This is a genomic window from Pseudomonas sp. IT-347P (assembly GCF_949768005.1).
Lineage (GTDB): Bacteria > Pseudomonadota > Gammaproteobacteria > Pseudomonadales > Pseudomonadaceae > Aquipseudomonas.
On the sequence record NZ_CATKPQ010000022.1, the window covers coordinates 820,250 to 841,402 of the forward strand.

Sequence of the window (21,153 nt, forward strand, 5' to 3'; positions counted from 1 at the left end):
GGGAGAGGGCTGGGGTGAGGGGCGGACTCACCGTAAATCCCGAGCCGACCACCAAACACCAGACGAAAAAAAAACGGCGACCCTCAGGTCGCCGTTTTTTTCAGTATCACTTGGCCGCGTTGATCGGCTTTTCCGGATACCAAACGTCCAGCAACGGGCTGACTTCATACTTGGTCAGCTCGGAGCGGGTTTTCAGCCAGGCTTCAACGGCAGCGCGCTGCTCTTCGTTGACCGAGCCACGCTTCTGCAGGCATACCAGACCGAAGTCGTCGCCGCCAACATAACCCAGACCATTGGCTTCCATGGCTTCTTTGATGAAGGCTTCGAGGAAAGCGTCAATGGCTTCTTCGGACAAGTCTTCTTTGAAGTCCAGGTTCAGTTCGAAACCCAGCTCTTGAAATTCATCAACGCACAGTTTTTTGCGCAGACGCTGGGAACGGTTAGTCGCCATTGGAACAATCCTCTTAAGTATTAACGGCCGGCACTTTACCAGTTTAAGCCGCCGATTGCCCGACTCTCTGGCCCCGGAAGCCGACCGCCTGTAAAAAAATAACGTATTGGCCGGCCCCGACAAGGCACAAGCTGTAACACCTTGGGGCATAATGCCGACACTTTCATGACCGCTGAGGGCTTTTTCATCCATGCCCTCGTTATTTTCCCCTCGGCTGTAGGGTTTTATTTCATATGATCAAATCGTTGCGTCCCCTCTTTCTCGCCGGCCTTCTTCTGCCTCTGGCTCTGCCCGTTTCTGCTGCCACTATCAACACCGCCCTGACCCCCAATGTCGAAAAAGCCCTCAAGGCCAGCAAACTGCAGCCCAGCGCTCTGTCGCTGGTAATGGTGCCGCTGGAAGGCCCGGGCACGCCGACCGTGTACAACGCCGACGTCTCGGTCAACCCGGCCTCGACCATGAAACTGGTCACCACCTATGCGGCGCTGGAAATGCTCGGCCCCAACCATCAGTGGAAAACCGAGTTCTACACCGACGGCGACCTGAGTGGCGGCATCCTCAACGGCAACCTCTACCTCAAGGGTGGCGGCGATCCGAAGCTGAACATGGAAAAACTCTGGCTGCTGATGCGCGACCTGCGCGCCAACGGCGTGACGCAGATCACCGGTGATCTGATTCTCGACCGCAACTTTTTCGTGCAACCAGTGCTGCCGGAATTCAACGATGACGGTAACGACGAGAACAAGCCGTTCCTGGTCAAACCGGATTCGCTGCTGGTCAACCTCAAGGCCCTGCGCTTCGTCGCACGCAATGATGGTGGCCGCGTGCTGATCTCCGTAGAACCACCGATTGCCAGCATCCACATCGAAAACACCGTCAAGGCACTGCCTTCCAAGCAATGCACCGGCGGCGTTCGCTACAACCCGGTGCCGCAGGCCGATGGCAGCGTTAACGTAACCGTTGCCGGCCAGTTGGGTGAAGGTTGCAGCTCGCAGACTTATCTGTCGCTGCTCGACCACGCGACCTACACCGCCGGCGCCGTGCGCGCGATCTGGAAAGAGCTGGGCGGCAGCATTCAGGGCAAGGACCGTCTGGCCTCGACCCCGAGCAACGCCAAACTGCTCGCTCGTGCCTACTCGCCGGATCTGGCGGAAATCATCCGCGACATTAATAAATACAGTAACAACACCATGGCCCAGCAACTGTTCCTCAGCCTGGGTCAGCGCTTTCGCAACGACGCCGATGGTGACGACGCCAAGGCTGCACAACGCGTAGTGCGTCAGTGGCTGGCGAAGAAAGGTATCACCGCGCCACATCTGGTGATGGAGAACGGCTCCGGTCTGTCGCGTGCAGAACGTGTCAGCGCCCGCGAGATGGCGAGCATGCTGCAAGCCGCGTGGCACAGTCCCTATGCCGCGGAATACATCAGCTCGCTGCCGATCGCTGGCACCGACGGCACCATGCGTAAACGTCTGAAGACCACTGCCATGCGCGGTGAGGCTCATGTCAAGACCGGCACCCTGAACACCGTGCGCGCGATTGCCGGTTTCAGCCGTGATGTGAATGGCAATACCTGGGCGGTGGTGGCGATACTCAACGACAAGGCGCCGTTTGGTGCGTCGTCGGTGCTGGATCAGGTGCTGCTGGATCTGTACAAGCAGCCGAAACTGCCGCAGACCGCTTCGGTCCTCTGATCACCGCGGCTTCTGTAGGAGTGAGCCTGCTCGCGATAGCGTCAGTCCAGATACATCATGTGTGACTGACAGACCGCAATCGCGAGCAGGCTCACTCCTACAAGGGAATCGCGTCGCGACCTAACTCATCTGTTCGACGCGATCGCGGCCGCCCTGCTTCGCCGCGTATACACCCGAATCCGCCCTCAGCAACAGCGCATCCGCGCCCTCCCCCGGTCGCCAACTGGCGATACCGAAACTCGCCGTGACCACGCCGACCACATCCACCGGCGTACTGCGCAAGCCCTGCCATAGCTCGATCGCCAGCATGTACGCGTGCTCGCCGTCGATGTCCGGGCACAACACCATGAACTCTTCGCCGCCCAACCGACAGAACACATCGGTGCGCCGCAAACGATGGCCGATCCGCTCGCACACCGCTTGCAGCACCCGATCGCCCACGGCGTGGCCGTACTGGTCGTTGATGCGTTTGAAATGGTCGATGTCGAGCATGATCACCGACAACTCGCCACCGCCGCGCTCGACCCGGGCCATTTCTGTGGTCAGGCGCTCCTGGAAGTAGCGGCGGTTATGGATGCCGGTCAACGAATCGGTCACCGACAACGCGCGCAGCTCTTCTTCCACGCGTTTCAGGTCGGAAATGTCCGAGATATAGCCATGCCACAGCACGCCGCCGCCCGGCAGTTCTTCCGGCGTCGCCTCACCGCGCACCCAGCGCAGGCCACGCTCGGGCAGTTGCACGCGGTATTCCTCGCGCCACGGGCTGAGGCTGTCGGCCGAGGCGCGAATGGAAGTGCGCACGCGAGTCACGTCCTGTGGATGAATACGCGTGAAGATTGCCTCGGCGTTGAATAACAGCACGTCCGGCTCCAGTTCGTAAATCTCGCGGATGCCGTCGCTGGCGTAGATCACGCTGAAGCGTCCATCAAATTCCATCTTGAATTGATAGATGCCACCGGGCACGTGCGCGCTGAGCTTTTTCAGCAACACATCCCGCGCCGCCAGCACCTCGTGCACGCGCTTGCGCTCGGTGATGTCGATGCAGATCGCCAGATGCCCGACCCACAGCCCTTGTTCATCCAGCACCGGCGTGGCGAGCATGTTCACCGGCAGATGACTGCCATCGCTGCGTACCAGCGTCCACTCGCGGGCCTCGTGGCCGCCGACTTCGCCGCCCTCGACCAGCATCGCGTGGCAGGTCGGGATGGTTTTGCCGTAGCGCAAACTCAACTCGGCAGCGCGGGCCGCCAGCTCACGGGGCAAGTGCAGATTTTCCAGGGTCATGTGGCCGACCACTTGCGCACTGCTGTAACCAAGCATTTGTTCGGCGCCAGGGTTGAAGGTGTTGATCACACCGCGCAAATCGGTGGCGATGATCGCCACCTGCGTCGCCGCATTCAACACGCCACGCAACTGACCGTGGGTACCGCGCAGTTCCTGCTCGCTGGCATGCAGTTCCTGGGTGCGCAGTTCGACCATGCGCAAGGCGCGCTGACGCTGACTGACCAGCACGTAGAGCAAGGCGCTGAGCAGCAGACTGAGCAAGCCACCCAAAATCATCACGCTGCCGACCGATGAATGGTTGGCCTGCACGAAGGCATCGCTCGGCAGAATATCGACCTGATAATCGTGGTCGGCCATGCGCAACAACCGCGTGGCCGACAGGTCGCTTGGCGCCGGCGCGTTGGTCGATTCGAACAACACTTCGTGCTGATCATGGGTCGACAGGTCGAGAACGCGCACCGACAGATAGTCATGTAACGCGTCCGGCAAACCGTCGGCCAGCAACTGGCGCATGCTGATCACCGCCATGACATAGCCAAAGGATTGGCGCTCGCCACCGTGGTTCACCGGCGCCACCAGCAGCACGCCGCGCGCGTACGACGGCTCGATGCTGACCAGATGCATCGGTTGCGACACCGCCAGCCCGCCGCGCCGGTCGGCACGCTGCAAGGTGTCCCGGCGCAGGGGCTGCGCCAGCAAGTCATAGCCCAAGGGTGAGCCGAGTCGACTTTGCGTCTGGCTATACAGAACCGGCACGTATGCATCGCGCTCGCCAGCCAGTTGCAGCTCGCCCTGCGCATTCAGTTCACGGATCGTGAATTGGGTCAGGCCCTCGTCACGCACCCGCTGTTCGAACGCAGGGCGCTCGGCACCCTTGACCTTGAGGGCAAACGAATAGGCTTGGGTACGCATCAACAAGGGTTGGGTGTAACCGTCGAACTCGGCGCGGGACACCGATTCGGAGTTGGCGAAGAAGCGGCGCAGGCCGTCGAGGCGTTGTTCCTGATCCTGAAAACGTTCTTCGATGCGGGTGTAACGTTCGTTGGCCAGCAGTTGAAAGCGCTGACGGATTTGTTGCTGGTATTGGTTGAAGGTGGCCCAGGCGAGCAGCCCCGTGAGAACCCCGCCGGCGAGCAATACCAGCAGCGCGACCAGCCAGGCCGAGACGTCTTCACTGATGAAACCCAGAATCTTCGGGCGCACGGGGTGCAACGACATAAAGACAACTCACTACGCCAGCATTTACGGGAAGACCCATTGACCGTGTGTGAGTTATAGCTATTAGCCACTAATTTAGCTAGCAAAGGCAGATCCACGGAGCCTTTAAAAATCAAGGCTCTGTGGATCCAACCCGGCAAAGCGTCAACGAGCCGTGATTTTCCAGGCGCGGTGGATCTTGGTGTTGCGGGCGAAATCGGGATCGATGGTCTGTGCGCTGATTTCCTCGACCGCGTAACGCTCGGCGAGGTTTTCTTCCAACTGGAACTTGCGGAAGTTGTTGGAGAAATACAGCACGCCACCGGGTGCCAGACGCGCCATCGCCAGGTCGATCAACTGCACCTGATCACGCTGCACGTCGAAGATGCCTTCCATGCGTTTGGAGTTGGAGAACGTCGGCGGGTCGATGAAGATCAGGTCGTATTCGTCACGGCTGCTTTCCAGCCACGCCATCACGTCGCCCTGCTCCAGACGGTTCTTGTCGGAGAAACCGTTCAGCGACAGGTTGCGGCGTGCCCAGTCGAGGTAGGTTTTCGACAGGTCGACGCTGGTGGTGCTGCGCGCACCGCCCTTGGCCGCGTGCACGCTGGCGGTCGCGGTGTAGCAGAACAGATTGAGGAAGCGCTTGCCGGCCGCCTCTTTCTGAATGCGCATGCGCATTGGCCGGTGATCGAGGAACAGGCCGGTGTCGAGGTAATCGGTGAGGTTGACCAGCAACTTCACGCCGCCCTCGCTGACTTCATTGAACTTGCCTTGCGCCGCCTGACGCTCGTATTGCTTGGTACCGCTCTGGCGCTCGCGGCGTTTGACCACCACGCGGCTCTTGTCGACGTTCAGTGCCTGCGGGATCGCGGCCAAGGCGTCGAACATGCGTGCCGAGGCTTTCTCCGGGTCGATGGATTTCGGCGCGGCGTATTCCTGGACGTGCACCCAATCGTGGTACAGGTCGATGGCCATCGCATATTCAGGCATGTCGGCATCGTAGACGCGGTAGCAATCGATGCCTTCGCGCTTGACCCACTTGCTCATCGCCTTGAGATTTTTCTGCAGGCGGTTGGCAAACATCTGCCCGCCTTCGCTCAAGCGCGGCTGCTCGATCACCGGCGCCGGGGCTGGCGTCGGTTTGATCGGGTTGCCGTTCTTGTTGAACTTGCGCTCTTGCGGTTCGTCCGGGGTCTGATCGTAAGCCGCTTGCTCACGCTCGGCCTGGCGCTGTTCCGGGGTGCGCCGCTCGCCGGTGACGAACTGATCCGGCAGCACTTTGATCAACAGCAGTTTGCACGGCAACGCGCCGTTCCAGAACGAATACTGTTTGTGGCTGCGAATGCCCATGCGCTTGCCCAGATCCGGCGCGCCGGTGAACACTGCCGCCTCCCAGTTCAGGCAGGCCTGACGCAGGCGCTCGCCGAGATTCTGGTAGAGGTAGAGCAGGCTGGCTTCGTCACCGAGGCGCTCGCCGTACGGCGGGTTGCAGATGACCAGGCCTTTCTGATTCTGATCCGGACGCGGTTCGAAGGTCGCGACTTCGCCCTGGTAGATCTTGATCCACTCGCTCAGGCCGGCACGCTCAACGTTGTTGCGGCCCGGCTGAATCAGACGCGGGTCGGCCTCGTAACCGCGAATCCACAGCGGTGGCTTGGCCAACCCGGCGGCAGCACGCTCAACGGCTTCTTCATGGAGTTTTTTCCACAGCGCCGGCACGTGACCGAGCCACGCGGTGAAGCCCCATTGCTCACGACGCAGGTTCGGCGCCATGTCGGCGGCGATCATCCCGGCTTCGACGAGGAACGTACCGACACCGCACATCGGGTCAGCCAGCGCGCCACCCTCGGCGGCAATGCGCGGCCAGCCGGAACGGATCAGGATCGCTGCCGCGAGGTTTTCCTTCAACGGTGCCGCGCCCTGCTGCAGACGGTAACCGCGCTGGTGCAGGCTGTGGCCGGAGAGGTCGAGAGAGAGAATCGCTTCGCCGCGATCCAGACGCAGGTGAATGCGCAGATCCGGGTTGAGCTTGTCGATCGACGGACGGTCGCCCTGTGGGGTGCGCAGTTTGTCGACGATGGCGTCTTTGACTTTCAAGGCGCCGAAATGGGTGTTGTCGATGCCCGAGCCATGGCCACTGAATTCGACAGCCAGGGTGCCATCACTGAGCATGTGATCTTGCCAGTCGATGTCGAGCACACCGTGGTAGAGGTCTTCAGCGTCTTTCATCGGGAAGCGCTTGAGCACCAGCAACACGCGGTTGGCCAGACGCGACCAGAGGCACAGGCGATAGGCGGTTTCCATGGTCGCCATGCCCCGCACGGCGGAGGTGTGCTCGCGCGCTTCTTCAAGGCCAAGCCCGACGGCTTCCTCGATGAGCAGGCCTTCAAGGCCTTTAGGGCAAGTGAGGAAGAGTTCGAAACGGTCGGACATGGTATTTCCAGAGCCTTTGGCTAGTGAACCGGCAACGCATTGCCGATCCGGTTTTCAATCAGGCGCTTTTCTAAAAGAGCGCCCGCGTGGCACGAAGGTGTGCCGTTCCATCCCCGCTGCTCGGGTTAAAAGAGCTTAGATGCCGGGACAGATAAAAAAGTTGAAGAAACAAAAAGTCTTGAAACGACCCTTCGTCGCTTTATACCCAAGCGCAAACGTGGGTCATTCTCACTAAAGAATTAACCCGGTCGTCCAGCGCGGGGCCGATCATACCGGGGTTTGCTGAAAAAACGTGCATGAAACCCGTCGTTACTTATGGCTGTAGCACTAAATTCGTTACGTCCTTATGACAAAACGATCATTCCCTCGGTGTGACTCATTGGTTAGAACTGAACACAGGTTGACGTCGCAACGGCGTCAACACCTTGGCTCGCCACGCCGGCAGCGAGCCGCACCATGGCAGGTTTGTTCTGCCAGACCTCAGTTGAGGTCAACGCGACACAAAACAGTCAACAAGTGAGGGAAACACCCTATGAGAAGACTTAAGCGTGATCCGTTGGAAAGAGCATTTTTGCGCGGATATCAATATGGCGTTGGTGGCAAATCCCGTGAGCTTTGCCCATTTACTCTACCGTCGGTACGTCAAGCCTGGATTAACGGCTGGCGAGAAGGACGCGGCGACAACTGGGACGGTATGACCGGCACTGCGGGAATCCACAGACTCAACGAACTTCACGCCGTCGGCTGACACAGGGCATTTATTCCGACACGACAATCTGAATTTGTATCGACTTAACCACGCACGTCCTTCCCGGACGGCGGGCTCCGGCCCAGGGGCTCCTTCGAGGAGCCCTTTTTTATGCCTGCTACATTATTTGTGCCATACACAAAACCTGTAGGAGTGAGCCTGCTCGCGATAGCTTTATTTCGGTCACTTCATCAGCGACTGACAGACCGCCATCGCAAGCAGGCGAAGGCCTACAAGGGAACAGTGGTGTCTATGGATCAGCGCAGCGCAGCGATCGCGTCTACCGACTCACGAATCAGCGCCGGGCCTTTATAGATAAAGCCAGAATAGATCTGCACCAGGCTCGCACCGGCCAGTATCTTCTCGGCTGCGTGCTTGCCTTCGGTAATCCCGCCAGCCGCGATGATCGGCAACCGCCCCGCCAACTCAGCGGCCAGCACCTTCACGGTATTCGTGCTCTTCTCACGCACCGGCGCGCCGGACAAACCGCCCGCCTCGTCGCCATGCTCCATGCCTTCGACGCCGACACGGCTGAGGGTGGTGTTGGTCGCGATCACCGCGTCCATGCCGGTTTCGATCAGTGCCTGGGCAACCTGGGCGGTTTCTTCATCGGTCATGTCCGGCGCGATCTTGATCGCCAGCGGCACATGTTTGCCGTGACGCAAGGCCAGTTCGGCGCGGCGCGTGGCCAGATCGGCGAGCAATTGCTTCAGCGAATCACCAAACTGCAGACTGCGCAGGCCCGGGGTGTTCGGCGAGCTGACGTTGACCGTCACGTAACTGGCGTGGGCGTAAACCTTGTCCAGGCAAATCAGGTAATCGTCGACCGCACGCTCAACCGGCGTATCGAAGTTTTTGCCGATGTTGATGCCCAACACGCCGGTGTACTTGGCCGCTGCCACCCGCGCCAGAAGATTATCAACGCCGAGGTTGTTGAACCCCATGCGATTGATGATCGCCTCGGCTTCCGGCAGACGGAAGATTCGTGGTTTCGGGTTGCCCGGCTGCGGACGCGGGGTCACGGTGCCGATTTCGACAAACCCGAAACCCAGTTGCGCGAAACCGTCGATGGCCGCGCCGTTCTTGTCCAGACCGGCCGCCAGACCTACCGGGTTCGGAAACTCAAGGCCCATGACGGTCACCGGCTTCTTCGCCGGCGCCTTGCACAGCAAGCCGTTTAAGCCCAAACGCCCACCCGCGCCGATCAGATCCAGCGACAGGTCGTGGGAGGTTTCCGGGGAAAGTTTGAACAACAGCTGACGGGCCAGGGTGTACATGGGCGGCGATGACTCGGGCGGCGAAAAGAGGCGGCGATTATAGCCGGGCATCGACCTGCCGCGCGAGGCGCACGCGCAAATCGCTGTCTCTGGCATATGCCTTGCACCCTCCTGGCTATCAGTGCGTCGGTCAATGACGGCAGGCGGGCAAGGACAATGGCGTCGTCTTCGGGGTTTGCCTGGGCAAAGTCCGTGGCGGCGCTTTTTTTCGAGGTACGTTGGATGAATGAACCTTCGGTAGGGCCACTGGCCTGGGTCAATGGCAGCGATGCCCCGGAAAAAAGTGCGATCAACCTCGGCTTCATGGCCCTGAGCGATTGCGCCTCTGTCGTCGTTGCGGCCACACAGGGCTTCGCCCAGCCTTACGGATTGACCCTGAACCTCAAGCGCCAGACATCCTGGGCCAATTTGCGCGACAAACTGGTCAGCGGCGAACTGGATGCTGCGCACAGCTTGTATGGCCTGATCTACGCCGTGCATCTGGGCATCGGCGGGGTCGCCCCAACCGAAATGGCCGTGTTGATGGGCCTGAACCAGAACGGCCAGAGCCTCAACCTCTCCCACGGTCTGCAAAGCCTCGGTGTGAGCAGTCCTGAAGCGCTGGACCGGCATGTGCACCAAAGCCGCGCAAAACTCACCTTCGCCCAGACCTTCCCCACCGGCACTCACGCCATGTGGCTGTATTACTGGCTGGCGAGTCAGGGCATTCATCCATTGCAGGATGTCGACAGCGTGGTGGTACCGCCGCCGCAAATGGTCGCGCACCTGCAAGCCGGGCGCATTGATGGCTTTTGCGTCGGCGAACCGTGGGCGGCCAGCGCGGTGCAGCAGGATCTTGGCTTCACCCTCGCCACCAGCCAGACCATCTGGCCCGATCATCCGGAAAAAGTCCTGGGCTGCACCCGTGAATTTGTCGAGCAATACCCCAACACCGCGCGGGCGCTGGTAATGGCGATTCTCGAAGCCAGCCGCTTTATCGAAGAGAGCCCGGAAAATCGCCGCAGCACCGCACAGTTGCTCAGCGCCCCGGACTATCTGGACGCGCCGGTGTCGTGCATTGAACCGCGCTTTCTCGGTGACTATGCCGATGGCCTCGGCAATCGCTGGCAGGATCCGCACGCGCTGCGCTTTCACGGTAACGGCGAGGTGAATCTGCCGTATCTGTCGGATGGCATGTGGTTCATGACCCAGTTCCGCCGCTGGGGCTTGCTGCGTGAGGACCCGGATTACCTCGCCGTCGCCCGTCAGGTTCAACGGCTGGATATCTACCGCGCCGCCGCCACCGCGGTCGGCGTCGCCGCGTGGGGCACCGACATGCGCAGCAGCCAGTTGCTCGACGGCAAGGTCTGGGACGGCAGCGACCCGGCTGGTTATGCGCGCAGTTTCAAGCTGCACGCGTTGAACGACGACGCGCCCCTTCTCGCCCGCCGCTGACAGGAGCCCACGAACATGTTGCGCATTCTGTTGATCAACGACACGGCGAAAAAAGTCGGTCGCCTGAAGGCCGCACTGACCGAAGCGGGATTCGAAGTGATCGACGAGTCCGGCCTGACCATCGACCTGCCCGCACGCGTCGAAACGGTGCGCCCGGACGTGATCCTGATCGATACCGAGTCACCCAGCCGCGATGTCATGGAGCAAGTGGTGCTGGTCAGCCGCGACCAGCCACGGCCGATCGTGATGTTCACCGACGAACACGACCCCGGTGTGATGCGTCAGGCGATCAAGTCCGGGGTCAGTGCCTACATCGTCGAAGGCATTCACGCCCAGCGTCTGCAGCCGATTCTCGATGTGGCGATGGCCCGTTTCGAAAGCGATCAGGCCTTGCGCGCGCAGCTTCAGGCGCGGGATCAGCAATTGGCCGAACGCAAGCGTATTGAGCTGGCCAAGGGGTTGTTGATGAAGATGAAGGATTGCAATGAGGAAGAGGCTTACACCTTGATGCGGCGCCAGGCGATGAGCCGGCAGCAGAAGCTGATTCAGGTGGCGGAGCAGATTATTGCCATGAGTGAGTTGCTGGGCTGAAAGTACTGACGGCTTTAAAAGCCCCTCACCCTAGCCCTCTCCCGGAGGGAGAGGGGACCGATCGAGGTGTCTGGCGTCAAACATCGACATAAAAGACCGAGTCGATTATGGATTCACAGCAGAAATCACAGGTCGGCGTACTTCGCGAGCATCCCCCAATCAGTCCCCTCTCCCTCCGGGAGAGGGTTAGGGTGAGGGGCTTTTGATTTTCCGGCTGTTGGCACAAATCTCGCTATGTAAAACGCACAGGTAACCAACGGCGGTTGCCCCACCCACGACAAAGACGTCGCTCACCCCGTTCGCCCCTCGGCGAATCAGGTAGCGGCGTTTTTGCGTTTTGGCCCCACAGCCCGGGGCCGGTGGTGCGGCCGTGGCGGCGCCCCACCTGCTGTGCATGACTCCTTTTCGAGACACTTTTCAGCTGAGGTGCGCGATGAATTCAAGCTTCTGGAAATCCGGCCACACCCCGACCCTGTTCGCGGCCTTCCTGTATTTCGACCTGAGCTTCATGGTCTGGTACCTGCTCGGCCCGCTGGCCGTGCAAATTGCCGCCGACCTGCACCTGACCACGCAGCAACGCGGCCTCGTTGTCGCCACGCCGATCCTCGCCGGTGCGGTGCTGCGTTTTGTCATGGGCATGCTCGCCGATCGGTTGTCGCCGAAAACCGCCGGTCTGATCGGTCAGGTCATCGTGATCTGTGCGCTGTTCGGTGCCTGGAAACTCGGCATCCACAGTTATGAGCAGGCATTGATATTGGGTCTGTTCCTCGGCATGGCCGGCGCCTCGTTCGCCGTCGCCCTGCCGCTGGCGTCGCAGTGGTACCCGCCGCAGCATCAGGGCAAAGCCATGGGCATCGCTGGCGCGGGCAACTCCGGCACGGTGTTCGCCGCGCTGATCGCTCCGGTGCTCGCGGCCTCATTTGGCTGGAGCAACGTTTTCGGTTTCGCGTTGATTCCACTGATTCTTACATTGGTGCTGTTTGCCTGGCTGGCAAAAAATGCCCCTGAGCGGCCGAAAGCCAAAGCCATGGCCGACTACTTCAAAGCCTTGGGCGACCGAGACAGTTGGTGGTTCATGTTTTTCTACAGCGTCACCTTCGGCGGTTTTATCGGCCTGGCCAGCGCCCTGCCCGGCTACTTCAACGATCAGTACGGTTTGAGCCCGGTGACCGCCGGTTACTACACCGCCGCCTGTGTGTTCGGCGGCAGTTTGATGCGGCCGCTGGGTGGCGCGCTGGCGGATCGCTTTGGCGGCATCCGCACGCTGCTGGCGATGTACACCGTCGCCGCCGTGTGCATTGCTGCCGTTGGGTTCAACCTGCCAAGTTCCTACGCGGCGCTGGCGCTTTTTGTCTGCACCATGCTGGGTCTGGGCGCGGGCAATGGCGCGGTGTTCCAGCTGGTACCGCAGCGTTTTCGTCTGGAGATCGGCGTCATGACCGGGCTGATCGGCATGGCCGGCGGCATCGGCGGTTTCGCCTTGGCGGCCGGTATGGGCGCGATCAAACAAAGCACCGGCAGCTATCAACTGGCCTTGTGGTTGTTCGCCAGCCTGGGCGTGTTGGCGTGGTTTGGCCTGCACGGCGTCAAGCGTCGCTGGAGAACCACCTGGGGTTCGGCAGCCGTGACGGCGGCGCGGGTCTGAACCTTCGATGGCCCTGCAACTGAGTTTTGCCGAAGCCAGCGCCACCGGCCCGCGTGCGGAAAATCAGGACGCTTTGCGTCTGGTCACCCCCGCTCCGGCGCTGGCGGCGAGCAAGGGTTATCTGTTCGCGATCGCCGACGGCGTCAGCCAGTGCGCCGATGGCGGATTGGCTGCGCGCTCGACCTTGCAGGCGCTGGCACTCGACTACTACGCCACACCGGAAACCTGGAGCGTGGCCCAGGCGCTGGATCGCCTGCTGCTCGCGCAAAACCGCTGGTTGCAGGCCAACGGTGGTGGGCAACCGTTGCTTACCACGGTCAGTGCTCTGGTCATGCGCGGACGGCGCTTTACCCTCGCCCACGTCGGCGATTGCCGGGTTTATCGCTGGCACGCCGACAACTTGCAGCGAATCTCTGAAGACCATGTCTGGGATCAGCCGGGCATGCAGCATGTGCTCAAGCGTGCGCTGGGGCTGGATCAACATCTGGTGCTGGATTTTCTCGACGGCGAACTGCGCGTCGGTGAAAGCTTTGTGCTGCTCAGTGACGGCGTCTGGTCGACACTGGGCGATACGGCGATTGCGGCGATTTTGCGTGATCAACCCGATCTGCACAGCGCCGCGCAAACGCTGGTCAATGCGGCGCATCTGTCTGGAAGCCAGGACAACGCCAGCGCGTTGCTGGTGCGGGTCGATGCTGTCGGCGAGGCGAGCATTGGCGATGCATTGATTCATTTGCAGCAGTGGCCGCTGCCGCCGGTGCTGAAACATGGCCAATCCTTCGAAGGCTGGCACGTGCAAAGCATCGTCGCGCAGAGCCAGCAATCGCTGCTCTATCGGGTGCTTGATGGCCAGGGTCAGACATGGTTGTTGAAGACGCTACCCTCGCGTCTCGCCGAGGATCCGCAAGCCGGGCAAGCCCTGCTGTCGGAAGAATGGTTTCTCAAGCGAGTGGCCGGGCGACATTTCCCTGAAGTCCATACCTGCAATCAGCGTCAGCATTTGTACTACGTGATGCGGGAATATTCCGGAACGACCCTGGCACAGCTCGGATCCCTACCTTTGGCGCAATGGCAGGACATCGCCGAACGATTGCTGCGCGCGATCGGGCTGCTGCATCGGCGGCAGATTCTGCACCGGGACATCAAACCGGAAAATCTGCATTGGGGCGATGACGGCGAACTGCGTCTGCTGGATTTTGGCCTGGCGTATTGTCCGGGGCTATCCGAAGACGCACCGTCGACACTGCCCGGAACCCCCAGCTATATCGCACCGGAAGCCTTTCGCGGAGATCCGCCGAGTGCGCAGCAGGATTTGTATGCGGTCGGTGTGACCCTGTACTTCCTGCTCACCGGGCATTTCCCCTATGGCGAAATCGAAGCGTTCCAGCGACCGCGCTTTGGTCTGCCGGTAAGTGCCAGTCGCTATCGGCCGGATTTGCCGGAATGGCTGACGCAAAGTCTGGAGCGTGGTGTGGCGGTGACTCCGCAACAGCGTTTTGAAACCGCGGAAGAATGGTTGCTGGTGTTGGAACAGGGCGAGCGGCGGAGTTTGAGTGTGCGGCCCAGACCTTTATTGGAACGTGAGCCGTTGAAGGTCTGGCGGACGATGGCGTTGCTGGCTCTGATGGGGAATGTGGTGCTGCTGGTTTTGTTGTTTCATGGCTGACACCGCGTCGCGTCATTCGCGAGCAGGCTCGCTCCCACATTTGAAATGCATTCCCCTGTGGGAGCGGGCTTGCTCGCGAAGACGTCAGCCCAGTCACTACAAAACCGTCTGCTCGAACGCTCCACGAACGGGCAGCGCGCTTCGATTCGGTGCAAAAAACCATCATCAATAACCGCATCCACCCAATAAAACCGCGGTTCCCGTAGTTGGCACAACCACTGCATTAGCCCATCCAGCACATACATAAAGCCCAACCTTCAACGACGAAGGCTGCGCTTCCCGAGAGAACGGGACCAGGACAAAGGCGTCCTCGCTAGGCAACTAGCGGGACGCCTTTTTTTGTTTGCGCAAAATTTGTCGAGCAAGGCCTGACTGCCCACAAGAGGCCAGCCGCAGCTCCCGGAGAACCTGATGAAAAAACTCAAACTGGTGATGATCGGCAATGGCATGGCCGGGGTTCGCACCCTGGAAGAACTGCTCAAGCTGAGCAACGAGCTGTACGACATCACGGTCTTCGGCGCCGAACCGCACACCAACTACAACCGCATCCTGCTCTCGCCGGTGCTGGCCGGTGAACAGACCTTCGAAGAGATCGTGCTCAACGACCTCGACTGGTACCTGGAAAACAACATCAAGTTGCTGCTCAACCGCAAAGTGGTGGAGATCGACCGGGTCAAACGTCGGGTGATCGCCGAGGATGGCACCGAGGCCGAATACGATCGCCTGCTGATCGCCACCGGTTCGACGCCGTTCATTCTGCCCATCCCCGGCAACACCCTGCACGGCGTGATTGGCTATCGCGACATCGCCGACACCCAGGCGATGATCGACACCGCTAAAACCTACAAACACGCCGTGGTCATCGGCGGCGGCCTGCTCGGCCTCGAAGCTGCCAACGGTCTGATGCTGCGCGGCATGCACGTCACCGTGGTGCATCTCGGTGAGTGGTTGCTGGAGCGACAACTCGACAAAACCAGCGGCCAACTGCTGCAAAGCGCCCTCGAATCCCGTGGCCTGCACTTCCGCCTGTGCGAACAGACCCAGGCTCTGCATGACGCGGGCAATGGCCGCGTCGGCTCGGTGCAGTTCAAGAACGGCGACATCATTCCCGCCGATCTGGTGGTGATGGCGGCCGGCATTCGCCCCAACACCGAACTCGCGGAAAAGGCCGGCATTCCCTGCAATCGCGGGATTCTGGTCAACGACACCCTGCAAACCTACGACCCGCGCATCTATGCGATCGGCGAATGCGCCAGCCACCGTGGCATCGCCTACGGCCTGGTCGCGCCGCTGTTCGAACAGGCCAAGGTCTGCGCCAACCACCTCGCTCAACTGGGCTTTGCCCGCTATCAGGGCTCGGTGACCTCGACCAAATTGAAAGTCACTGGCATCGACCTGTTTTCCGCCGGCGATTTCATGGGCGGCGAAGGCACGGAAACCATCACCCTCTCCGACCCGATCGGCGGCGTGTACAAAAAACTGGTGATCAAGGATGACGTGTTGGTCGGTGCCTGTCTGTACGGCGATACGGCAGATGGCGGTTGGTATTTCCGCCAGATTCGTGAGAATCACGCCATCGGCGAGATCCGCGATCATTTGATGTTCGGCGAAAACGCCCTTGGAGATGTAGGACATCAGGGCCAGGACAAAGCCATGGTCATGGCCGACAGCGCCGAAGTCTGCGGCTGCAACGGCGTGTGCAAAGGCACCATCGTCAAAGCCATTCAGGAACACGGCCTGTTCAGCGTCGACGAGGTGAAGAAACACACCAAGGCCGCCAGCTCTTGCGGCTCTTGCGCCGGGCTGGTCGAACAGATTCTGATCAACACCGTCGGTGGTGCGGCCGACGTCAAACCGAAGAGCGAAAAAGCCATCTGCGGTTGCAGCGACCTCAACCATGGGCAGATTCGCCAGGCCATTCGCGAACAGCACCTGCTGACCATCGCCGGCACCATGAGCTACCTCAACTGGCGCACGCCGAACGGCTGCGCAACCTGCCGCCCTGCCCTCAACTATTACCTGATCTCCACCTGGCCCGGCGAAGCCAAAGACGATCCGCAATCGCGCCTGATCAACGAACGCGCCCACGCCAACATCCAGAAGGACGGCACCTATTCGGTGGTGCCACGCATGTGGGGTGGTGTGACCAACCCGTCGGAACTGCGGCGCATCGCCGACGTGGCCGACAAGTACAACGTGCCGATGGTCAAGGTCACCGGCGGTCAGCGCATCGACTTGCTCGGCATCAAGAAGCAGGACTTGCCCGGCGTCTGGAAAGATCTCGACATGCCGTCCGGGCACGCCTACGGCAAATCCATCCGTACCGTGAAAACCTGCGTCGGCAGCGAGTTCTGCCGCTTCGGCACGCAGAACTCGACGCAATTGGGCATCGAACTGGAACATGACCTGTTCAACATGTGGTCGCCGCACAAAGTGAAACTGGCCGTCTCCGGTTGCCCACGCAACTGCTCGGAAGCGGGGATCAAAGACGTAGGAATTATCGGCGTCGACTCCGGCTGGGAGATGTACATCGGCGGCAACGGCGGGATCAAAACCGAAGTCGCGGAATTTTTCGTCAAGCTGAAAACCGCCGAGGAAGTCCGCGAATACAACGGCGCGTTCCTGCAGCTTTACCGCGAAGAAGCCTTCTACCTCGAACGCACCGTGCACTACCTGCAACGGGTCGGCATGGAACACATCAAGAAAGCCGTACTGGAAGACCCCGAGCGGCGCAAAGCCCTGAACGAACGCCTGCAATTCTCCCTTTCGTTTGAGCAAGATCCGTGGAAAGAACGTCTGGCACAGCCGCAACTGAAGAAAGAATTCGACGTGATCCCTGTGAAAAATCTGGAGGTGCCAGCATGAACTGGCTGGATATCTGTGCCCTCGATGAGATCAATGCCCTCGGTTCGCGAATTATTGCCGGACCGAAAGGCGACATTGCGATTTTTCGTACAAGCGACGATGAGGTTTTCGCCCTCGACGACCGCTGCCCGCACAAGGGTGGGCCCTTGTCGCAAGGTCTGATTTACGGCAAACGCGTCGCCTGTCCGTTGCACAACTGGCAAATCGACCTGCAAACCGGCGAAGCCCAGGCCCCGGACATCGGTTGCGCGCACCATCATCCGGCGCGAGTCGAAAATGGTCGCGTGCAGTTGGCCCTGCGGGACGCCATCTGATGAACCGCCAGACGACCGCCTCGACCTGCTGTTACTGCGGGGTCGGCTGCGGCGTGCTGATCGAGCATGACGGCGAGCATATCCTCGGCGTCAGCGGCGATCCGGCGCATCCGGCCAACTTCGGCAAACTGTGCAGCAAAGGCTCGACCCTGCACCTGACCGGCGACCTCGCGGCCCGCGCGCTGTACCCGGAACTGCGCCTGGGCAAAGGCCTGGCGCGCAGCCGCTGCGATTGGGACACCGCGCTGGAACACGCCGCCAACGTATTCGCCGAGACCATCGCCGAACACGGTCCGGACAGCGTGGCGTTCTATATCTCAGGCCAATTACTGACCGAGGATTACTACGCCTTCAACAAGCTGGCACGGGCATTGGTCGGCACCAACAACATCGACAGCAATTCACGCCTGTGCATGTCTTCAGCCGTGGTCGGCTACAAGCGCAGCCTCGGCGCCGACGCCCCGCCGTGCAGCTATGAGGATCTGGAACTCAGCGATTGCGTGATGATCGTCGGCAGTAACATGGCCTACGCGCATCCGGTACTTTTTCGTCGGCTGGAAGAGGCAAAATCCCGCCGTCCACAGATGAAAGTCATCGTCATTGATCCACGGCGCACCGACACCTGCGACCTCGCGGATCTGCATATGGCGATTCTGCCGGGCACCGATGTCGCGTTGTTCCATGGGATTCTTCATCTGTTGTTGTGGGAAGACTGGATCGACCGCGACTTCATCAAGGCGCACACCGATGGTCTCGCCGACCTGAAAAATCTGGTGCGCGATTACACCCCGCAAATGGTTTCGCAGCTGTGCGGAATCAGCGTCGAGCAATTGCAGCAATGCGCGGAATGGGTCGGTACCTCACCGAGTTTTCTGTCGTTGTGGTGTATGGGTTTGAACCAGTCCACCGCTGGCAGCGCGAAGAACAGCGCGCTGATCAATCTGCATTTGGCCACCGGACAAATTGGTCGCCCGGGTGCAGGACCTTTCTCCCTCACCGGTCAGCCAAATGCCATGGGCGGGCGCGAAACCGGCAGTTTGTCGAATTTGTTGCCGGGCCATCGAGACGCCGCCAACCCTGAACACCGCGCTGATGTAGCGGCTTATTGGGGCGTTGATCGGTTGCCGGAAAGCACCGGGCTCAGCGCCATCGAACTGTTCGAGCAGGTACGCAGCGGCAAGATCAAGGCGTTGTGGATTGCCTGCACCAATCCTGCGCAATCGATGCCGGATCAACAGGCTGTGCGAGCAGCGCTTGAGACCTGTCCGTTCGTGGTGTTGCAAGAAGCCTTTCGCACCACCGAAACCGCAGCATTCGCCGATCTGCTGCTGCCCGCCGCCAGTTGGGGCGAGAAAGAAGGCTCGGTGACCAATTCCGAGCGACGCATCTCCCACGTGCGCCAAGCTATCCTCCCACCGGGTGAAGCGCGGCCCGACTGGGCGATCACGGTGGATTTCGCACAACGCCTGGAGAAACGTCTGCGCCCCGCTGAATCGAGCCTGTTTACCTTCACCCGACCTGCGCAGTTGTTCGATGAATTCAAAGGGCTGACGCGCGGGCGCGATCTGGATTTGTCCGGGATCAGTCATGCGCTGATCGACGAGATCGGGCCGCAGCAATGGCCCTTCCCTGTCGGCGCCCGCGAAGGCACAACGCGACTGTACGAGGACGGCATTTTCCCGACCGCCAACGGGCGCGCGCAATTCATTGCCGAGCCGTATCGCGCCGCCAGGGAACAGCGTGACGCACGCTTTCCACTGACGTTGATCACCGGCCGCCTGCGCGATCAATGGCACGGTATGAGCCGCACCGGCACGGCGGCGCAGCTGTTCGGGCATGTCAGCGAAGCGGTGTTGAGTCTGCATCCAGACGAATTGCGCAGGCATCGTTTGCAGCCGGGCGATCTGGTCAATCTGAAAAGTCGTCGAGGCGCGGTGATTATTGCCGTCGGCAGCGATGACAGCGTACGTCCGGGCCAGGCATTCATGCCGATGCACTGGGGCGACCGCTTTCTCAAGGGCGGTGTCAACAGCCTGACCCTGCCGGCCTTTGATCCGTTGTCGAAACAACCGGAACTCAAACACAGCGGTGTGCGCCTGGAGCCGGTCCATCTGCCGTGGCAGCTTTTCGCACTGATCGAAGGTGACGTGCAACGGCATTTCGAAGCGCTACGACCGCTTTGTGAGGCATTTTCCTACGTGAGTCTCAGCCTTGTCGGACGTGAACGATCGGCATTGCTGATACGCGCAGCCCACAGCGAGGCCCCCAATGCGCAATTGCTCGGTGAAATCGATCAATGCCTGTCACTGATCGACGGCCCGGTATTGGCCTATGACGATCCTCGCCGCGCCATCGGCAAACGCGTGCGCATTGAAAACGGCCGTATCACGGCTATTCGGTTGGCCGGTGAAACGCTCGCTCGGCATTGGCTGCAAGGGTTGTGGCTGGAAGGCCGCGCGGATGAACAACTGCGCCGGTGGCTGCTGGCGCCGATGAGTACACCGCCGGGCAGTGCCGGGGCGCAGATGGCTGTGGATAAAACCCTGTGTAATTGCAAGAACGTCAGCCTCAACGCAGTCTGCGCCGGCATTCGCCAAGGCCTGGATCTGCAGGGTTTGAAAAACCAACTGGGCTGCGGCACGCAATGCGGCTCGTGCGTCCCGGAAATAAAACGCTTGCTGGCGGCCGACGTGCAGCCAGCTGCCGTCATCTGATGAGGAAAACACCATGAACGCAAAAGTCTGGCTGGTCGGTGCAGGGCCGGGTGATCCGGAACTGCTGACCCTCAAAGCGGTGCGCGCCTTGCGCGAGGCCGATGTGGTGCTGATCGATGATCTGGTCAACAACGCGGTGCTCGAACACTGCCCTGCCGCACGCATCATCGCAGTGGGTAAACGCGGCGGTTGTCGTTCAACACCGCAAGCGTTTATCCATCGGCTAATGCTGCGCTATGCCCGCCACGGCAAGTGTGTGGTGCGGCTCAAGGGCGGCGATCCGTGCATTTTCGGCCGCGGTGGCGAAGAGGCGCAGTGGCTGCGTGAACGTGGCGTTGAGGTGGAGTTGGTCAACGGCATCACCGCCGGGCTGGCCGGAGCGACACAGTGTGATATTCCGCTGACGTTACGTGGGGTAGCGCGCGGGGTGACACTGGTGACCGCCCACACTCAGGACGACAGCCAGTTGAATTGGCAGGCATTGGCGCAGGGCGGCACAACGCTGGTGGTTTATATGGGCGTGGCCAAGCTGGGCGAAATTCGCGATCAGTTGTTGGCGGGCGGAATGGCGGCGGATACGCCAGTGGCGATGATCGAAAATGCGTCATTGCCCGAGCAGCGCGAATGCCGGAGCAATCTGACGGCAATGAGTGACGATGCTTGCGGGTTTGAGCTCAAGAGCCCTGCCATCCTGGTGATTGGCGCAGTGGCTGCAGCTGTTGATGAGCAAAAGATCGCAGCCTGCGGCAGCTTCTACGGTGAGCATGTGTACGTTGGGTAATGCCAAATCGCAGGCAAAGAAAAGCCCGGCCTAAGCCGGGCTTTTCTCGGAGCGGC

General features: G+C 60.6%; 14 protein-coding genes. 10 read left to right on the forward strand and 4 right to left on the reverse strand.

The window, feature by feature from the left end; all coding sequences use genetic code 11:
- Positions 1 to 106 precede the first annotated feature (106 nt).
- Entirely contained in the window at positions 107 to 451 is a 345-nt protein-coding gene (locus tag ACM6IV_RS12515) for a YggL family protein (protein ID WP_007916365.1), read from the reverse strand.
- Between the two features lie 233 nt (positions 452 to 684).
- On the opposite strand from ACM6IV_RS12515, the gene dacB reads away from it, so the two are divergent.
- Positions 685 to 2,145, forward strand: a complete 1,461-nt coding sequence (gene dacB / locus ACM6IV_RS12520; RefSeq protein WP_414870216.1) for a D-alanyl-D-alanine carboxypeptidase/D-alanyl-D-alanine-endopeptidase — start codon at positions 685 to 687, stop codon at positions 2,143 to 2,145.
- 120 nt (positions 2,146 to 2,265) lie between these two features.
- Here the strand turns inward: dacB and ACM6IV_RS12525 are convergent, their stop codons facing one another.
- Entirely contained in the window at positions 2,266 to 4,647 is a 2,382-nt protein-coding gene (locus ACM6IV_RS12525; RefSeq protein WP_414870217.1) for a diguanylate cyclase, read from the reverse strand.
- 144 nt (positions 4,648 to 4,791) lie between these two features.
- Positions 4,792 to 7,062, reverse strand: coding sequence for a bifunctional 23S rRNA (guanine(2069)-N(7))-methyltransferase RlmK/23S rRNA (guanine(2445)-N(2))-methyltransferase RlmL (rlmKL, locus tag ACM6IV_RS12530; RefSeq protein ID WP_414870218.1), 2,271 nt, complete (start codon positions 7,060 to 7,062; stop codon positions 4,792 to 4,794).
- Between the two features lie 532 nt (positions 7,063 to 7,594).
- Between rlmKL and rmf the strand changes: the two genes are divergently transcribed.
- Positions 7,595 to 7,810 carry a ribosome modulation factor gene (gene rmf / locus ACM6IV_RS12535; protein ID WP_003223300.1) on the forward strand — a complete coding sequence of 72 codons (216 nt, stop codon included), beginning with the start codon at positions 7,595 to 7,597 and terminating at the stop codon, positions 7,808 to 7,810.
- Positions 7,811 to 8,067: 257 nt separating this feature from the next.
- On the opposite strand, the gene ACM6IV_RS12540 is transcribed toward rmf, so the two are convergent.
- A complete protein-coding gene (locus ACM6IV_RS12540; protein ID WP_414870219.1) occupies positions 8,068 to 9,087 on the reverse strand; it encodes a quinone-dependent dihydroorotate dehydrogenase in 1,020 nt (339 codons plus the stop codon).
- Between the two features lie 222 nt (positions 9,088 to 9,309).
- Here ACM6IV_RS12540 and ACM6IV_RS12545 point away from each other — a divergent pair, with 222 nt between their 5' ends.
- The 8 genes from ACM6IV_RS12545 (at position 9,310) to cobA (ending at position 21,097) form a co-directional block, all read left to right on the forward strand.
- The gene (locus ACM6IV_RS12545) at positions 9,310 to 10,521 is read left to right on the forward strand and encodes a CmpA/NrtA family ABC transporter substrate-binding protein (protein ID WP_414870220.1); all 1,212 of its coding nucleotides are present in this window, start codon (positions 9,310 to 9,312) and stop codon (positions 10,519 to 10,521) included.
- Positions 10,522 to 10,536: 15 nt separating this feature from the next.
- Entirely contained in the window at positions 10,537 to 11,112 is a 576-nt protein-coding gene (locus ACM6IV_RS12550) for an ANTAR domain-containing response regulator (RefSeq protein WP_007916390.1), read from the forward strand.
- A gap of 433 nt (positions 11,113 to 11,545) precedes the next feature.
- Positions 11,546 to 12,757: a nitrate/nitrite transporter gene (locus tag ACM6IV_RS12555; RefSeq protein ID WP_414870221.1), complete on the forward strand. Its 1,212-nt coding sequence runs from the start codon at positions 11,546 to 11,548 to the stop codon at positions 12,755 to 12,757.
- A gap of 7 nt (positions 12,758 to 12,764) precedes the next feature.
- Positions 12,765 to 14,423, forward strand: coding sequence for a protein kinase domain-containing protein (locus tag ACM6IV_RS12560; RefSeq protein WP_414870222.1), 1,659 nt, complete (start codon positions 12,765 to 12,767; stop codon positions 14,421 to 14,423).
- A gap of 411 nt (positions 14,424 to 14,834) precedes the next feature.
- Positions 14,835 to 17,288, forward strand: a complete 2,454-nt coding sequence (nirB, locus tag ACM6IV_RS12565) for a nitrite reductase large subunit NirB (RefSeq protein ID WP_414870223.1) — start codon at positions 14,835 to 14,837, stop codon at positions 17,286 to 17,288.
- Complete coding sequence (gene nirD, locus ACM6IV_RS12570; protein WP_311997757.1) at positions 17,285 to 17,602, forward strand: nitrite reductase small subunit NirD; 318 nt, start codon at positions 17,285 to 17,287, stop codon at positions 17,600 to 17,602. The genes nirB and nirD overlap by 4 nt, the downstream gene beginning before the upstream one ends.
- On the forward strand, positions 17,602 to 20,316 hold the full coding sequence (locus ACM6IV_RS12575; RefSeq protein WP_414870224.1) for a molybdopterin-dependent oxidoreductase: 2,715 nt from the start codon (positions 17,602 to 17,604) through the stop codon (positions 20,314 to 20,316). The genes nirD and ACM6IV_RS12575 overlap by 1 nt, the downstream gene beginning before the upstream one ends.
- A 13-nt stretch (positions 20,317 to 20,329) precedes the next feature.
- Positions 20,330 to 21,097 (forward strand): uroporphyrinogen-III C-methyltransferase, encoded by a 768-nt coding sequence (gene cobA, locus ACM6IV_RS12580; protein WP_414870225.1) that lies wholly within the window; start codon positions 20,330 to 20,332, stop codon positions 21,095 to 21,097.
- Positions 21,098 to 21,153: the final 56 nt, after the last annotated feature.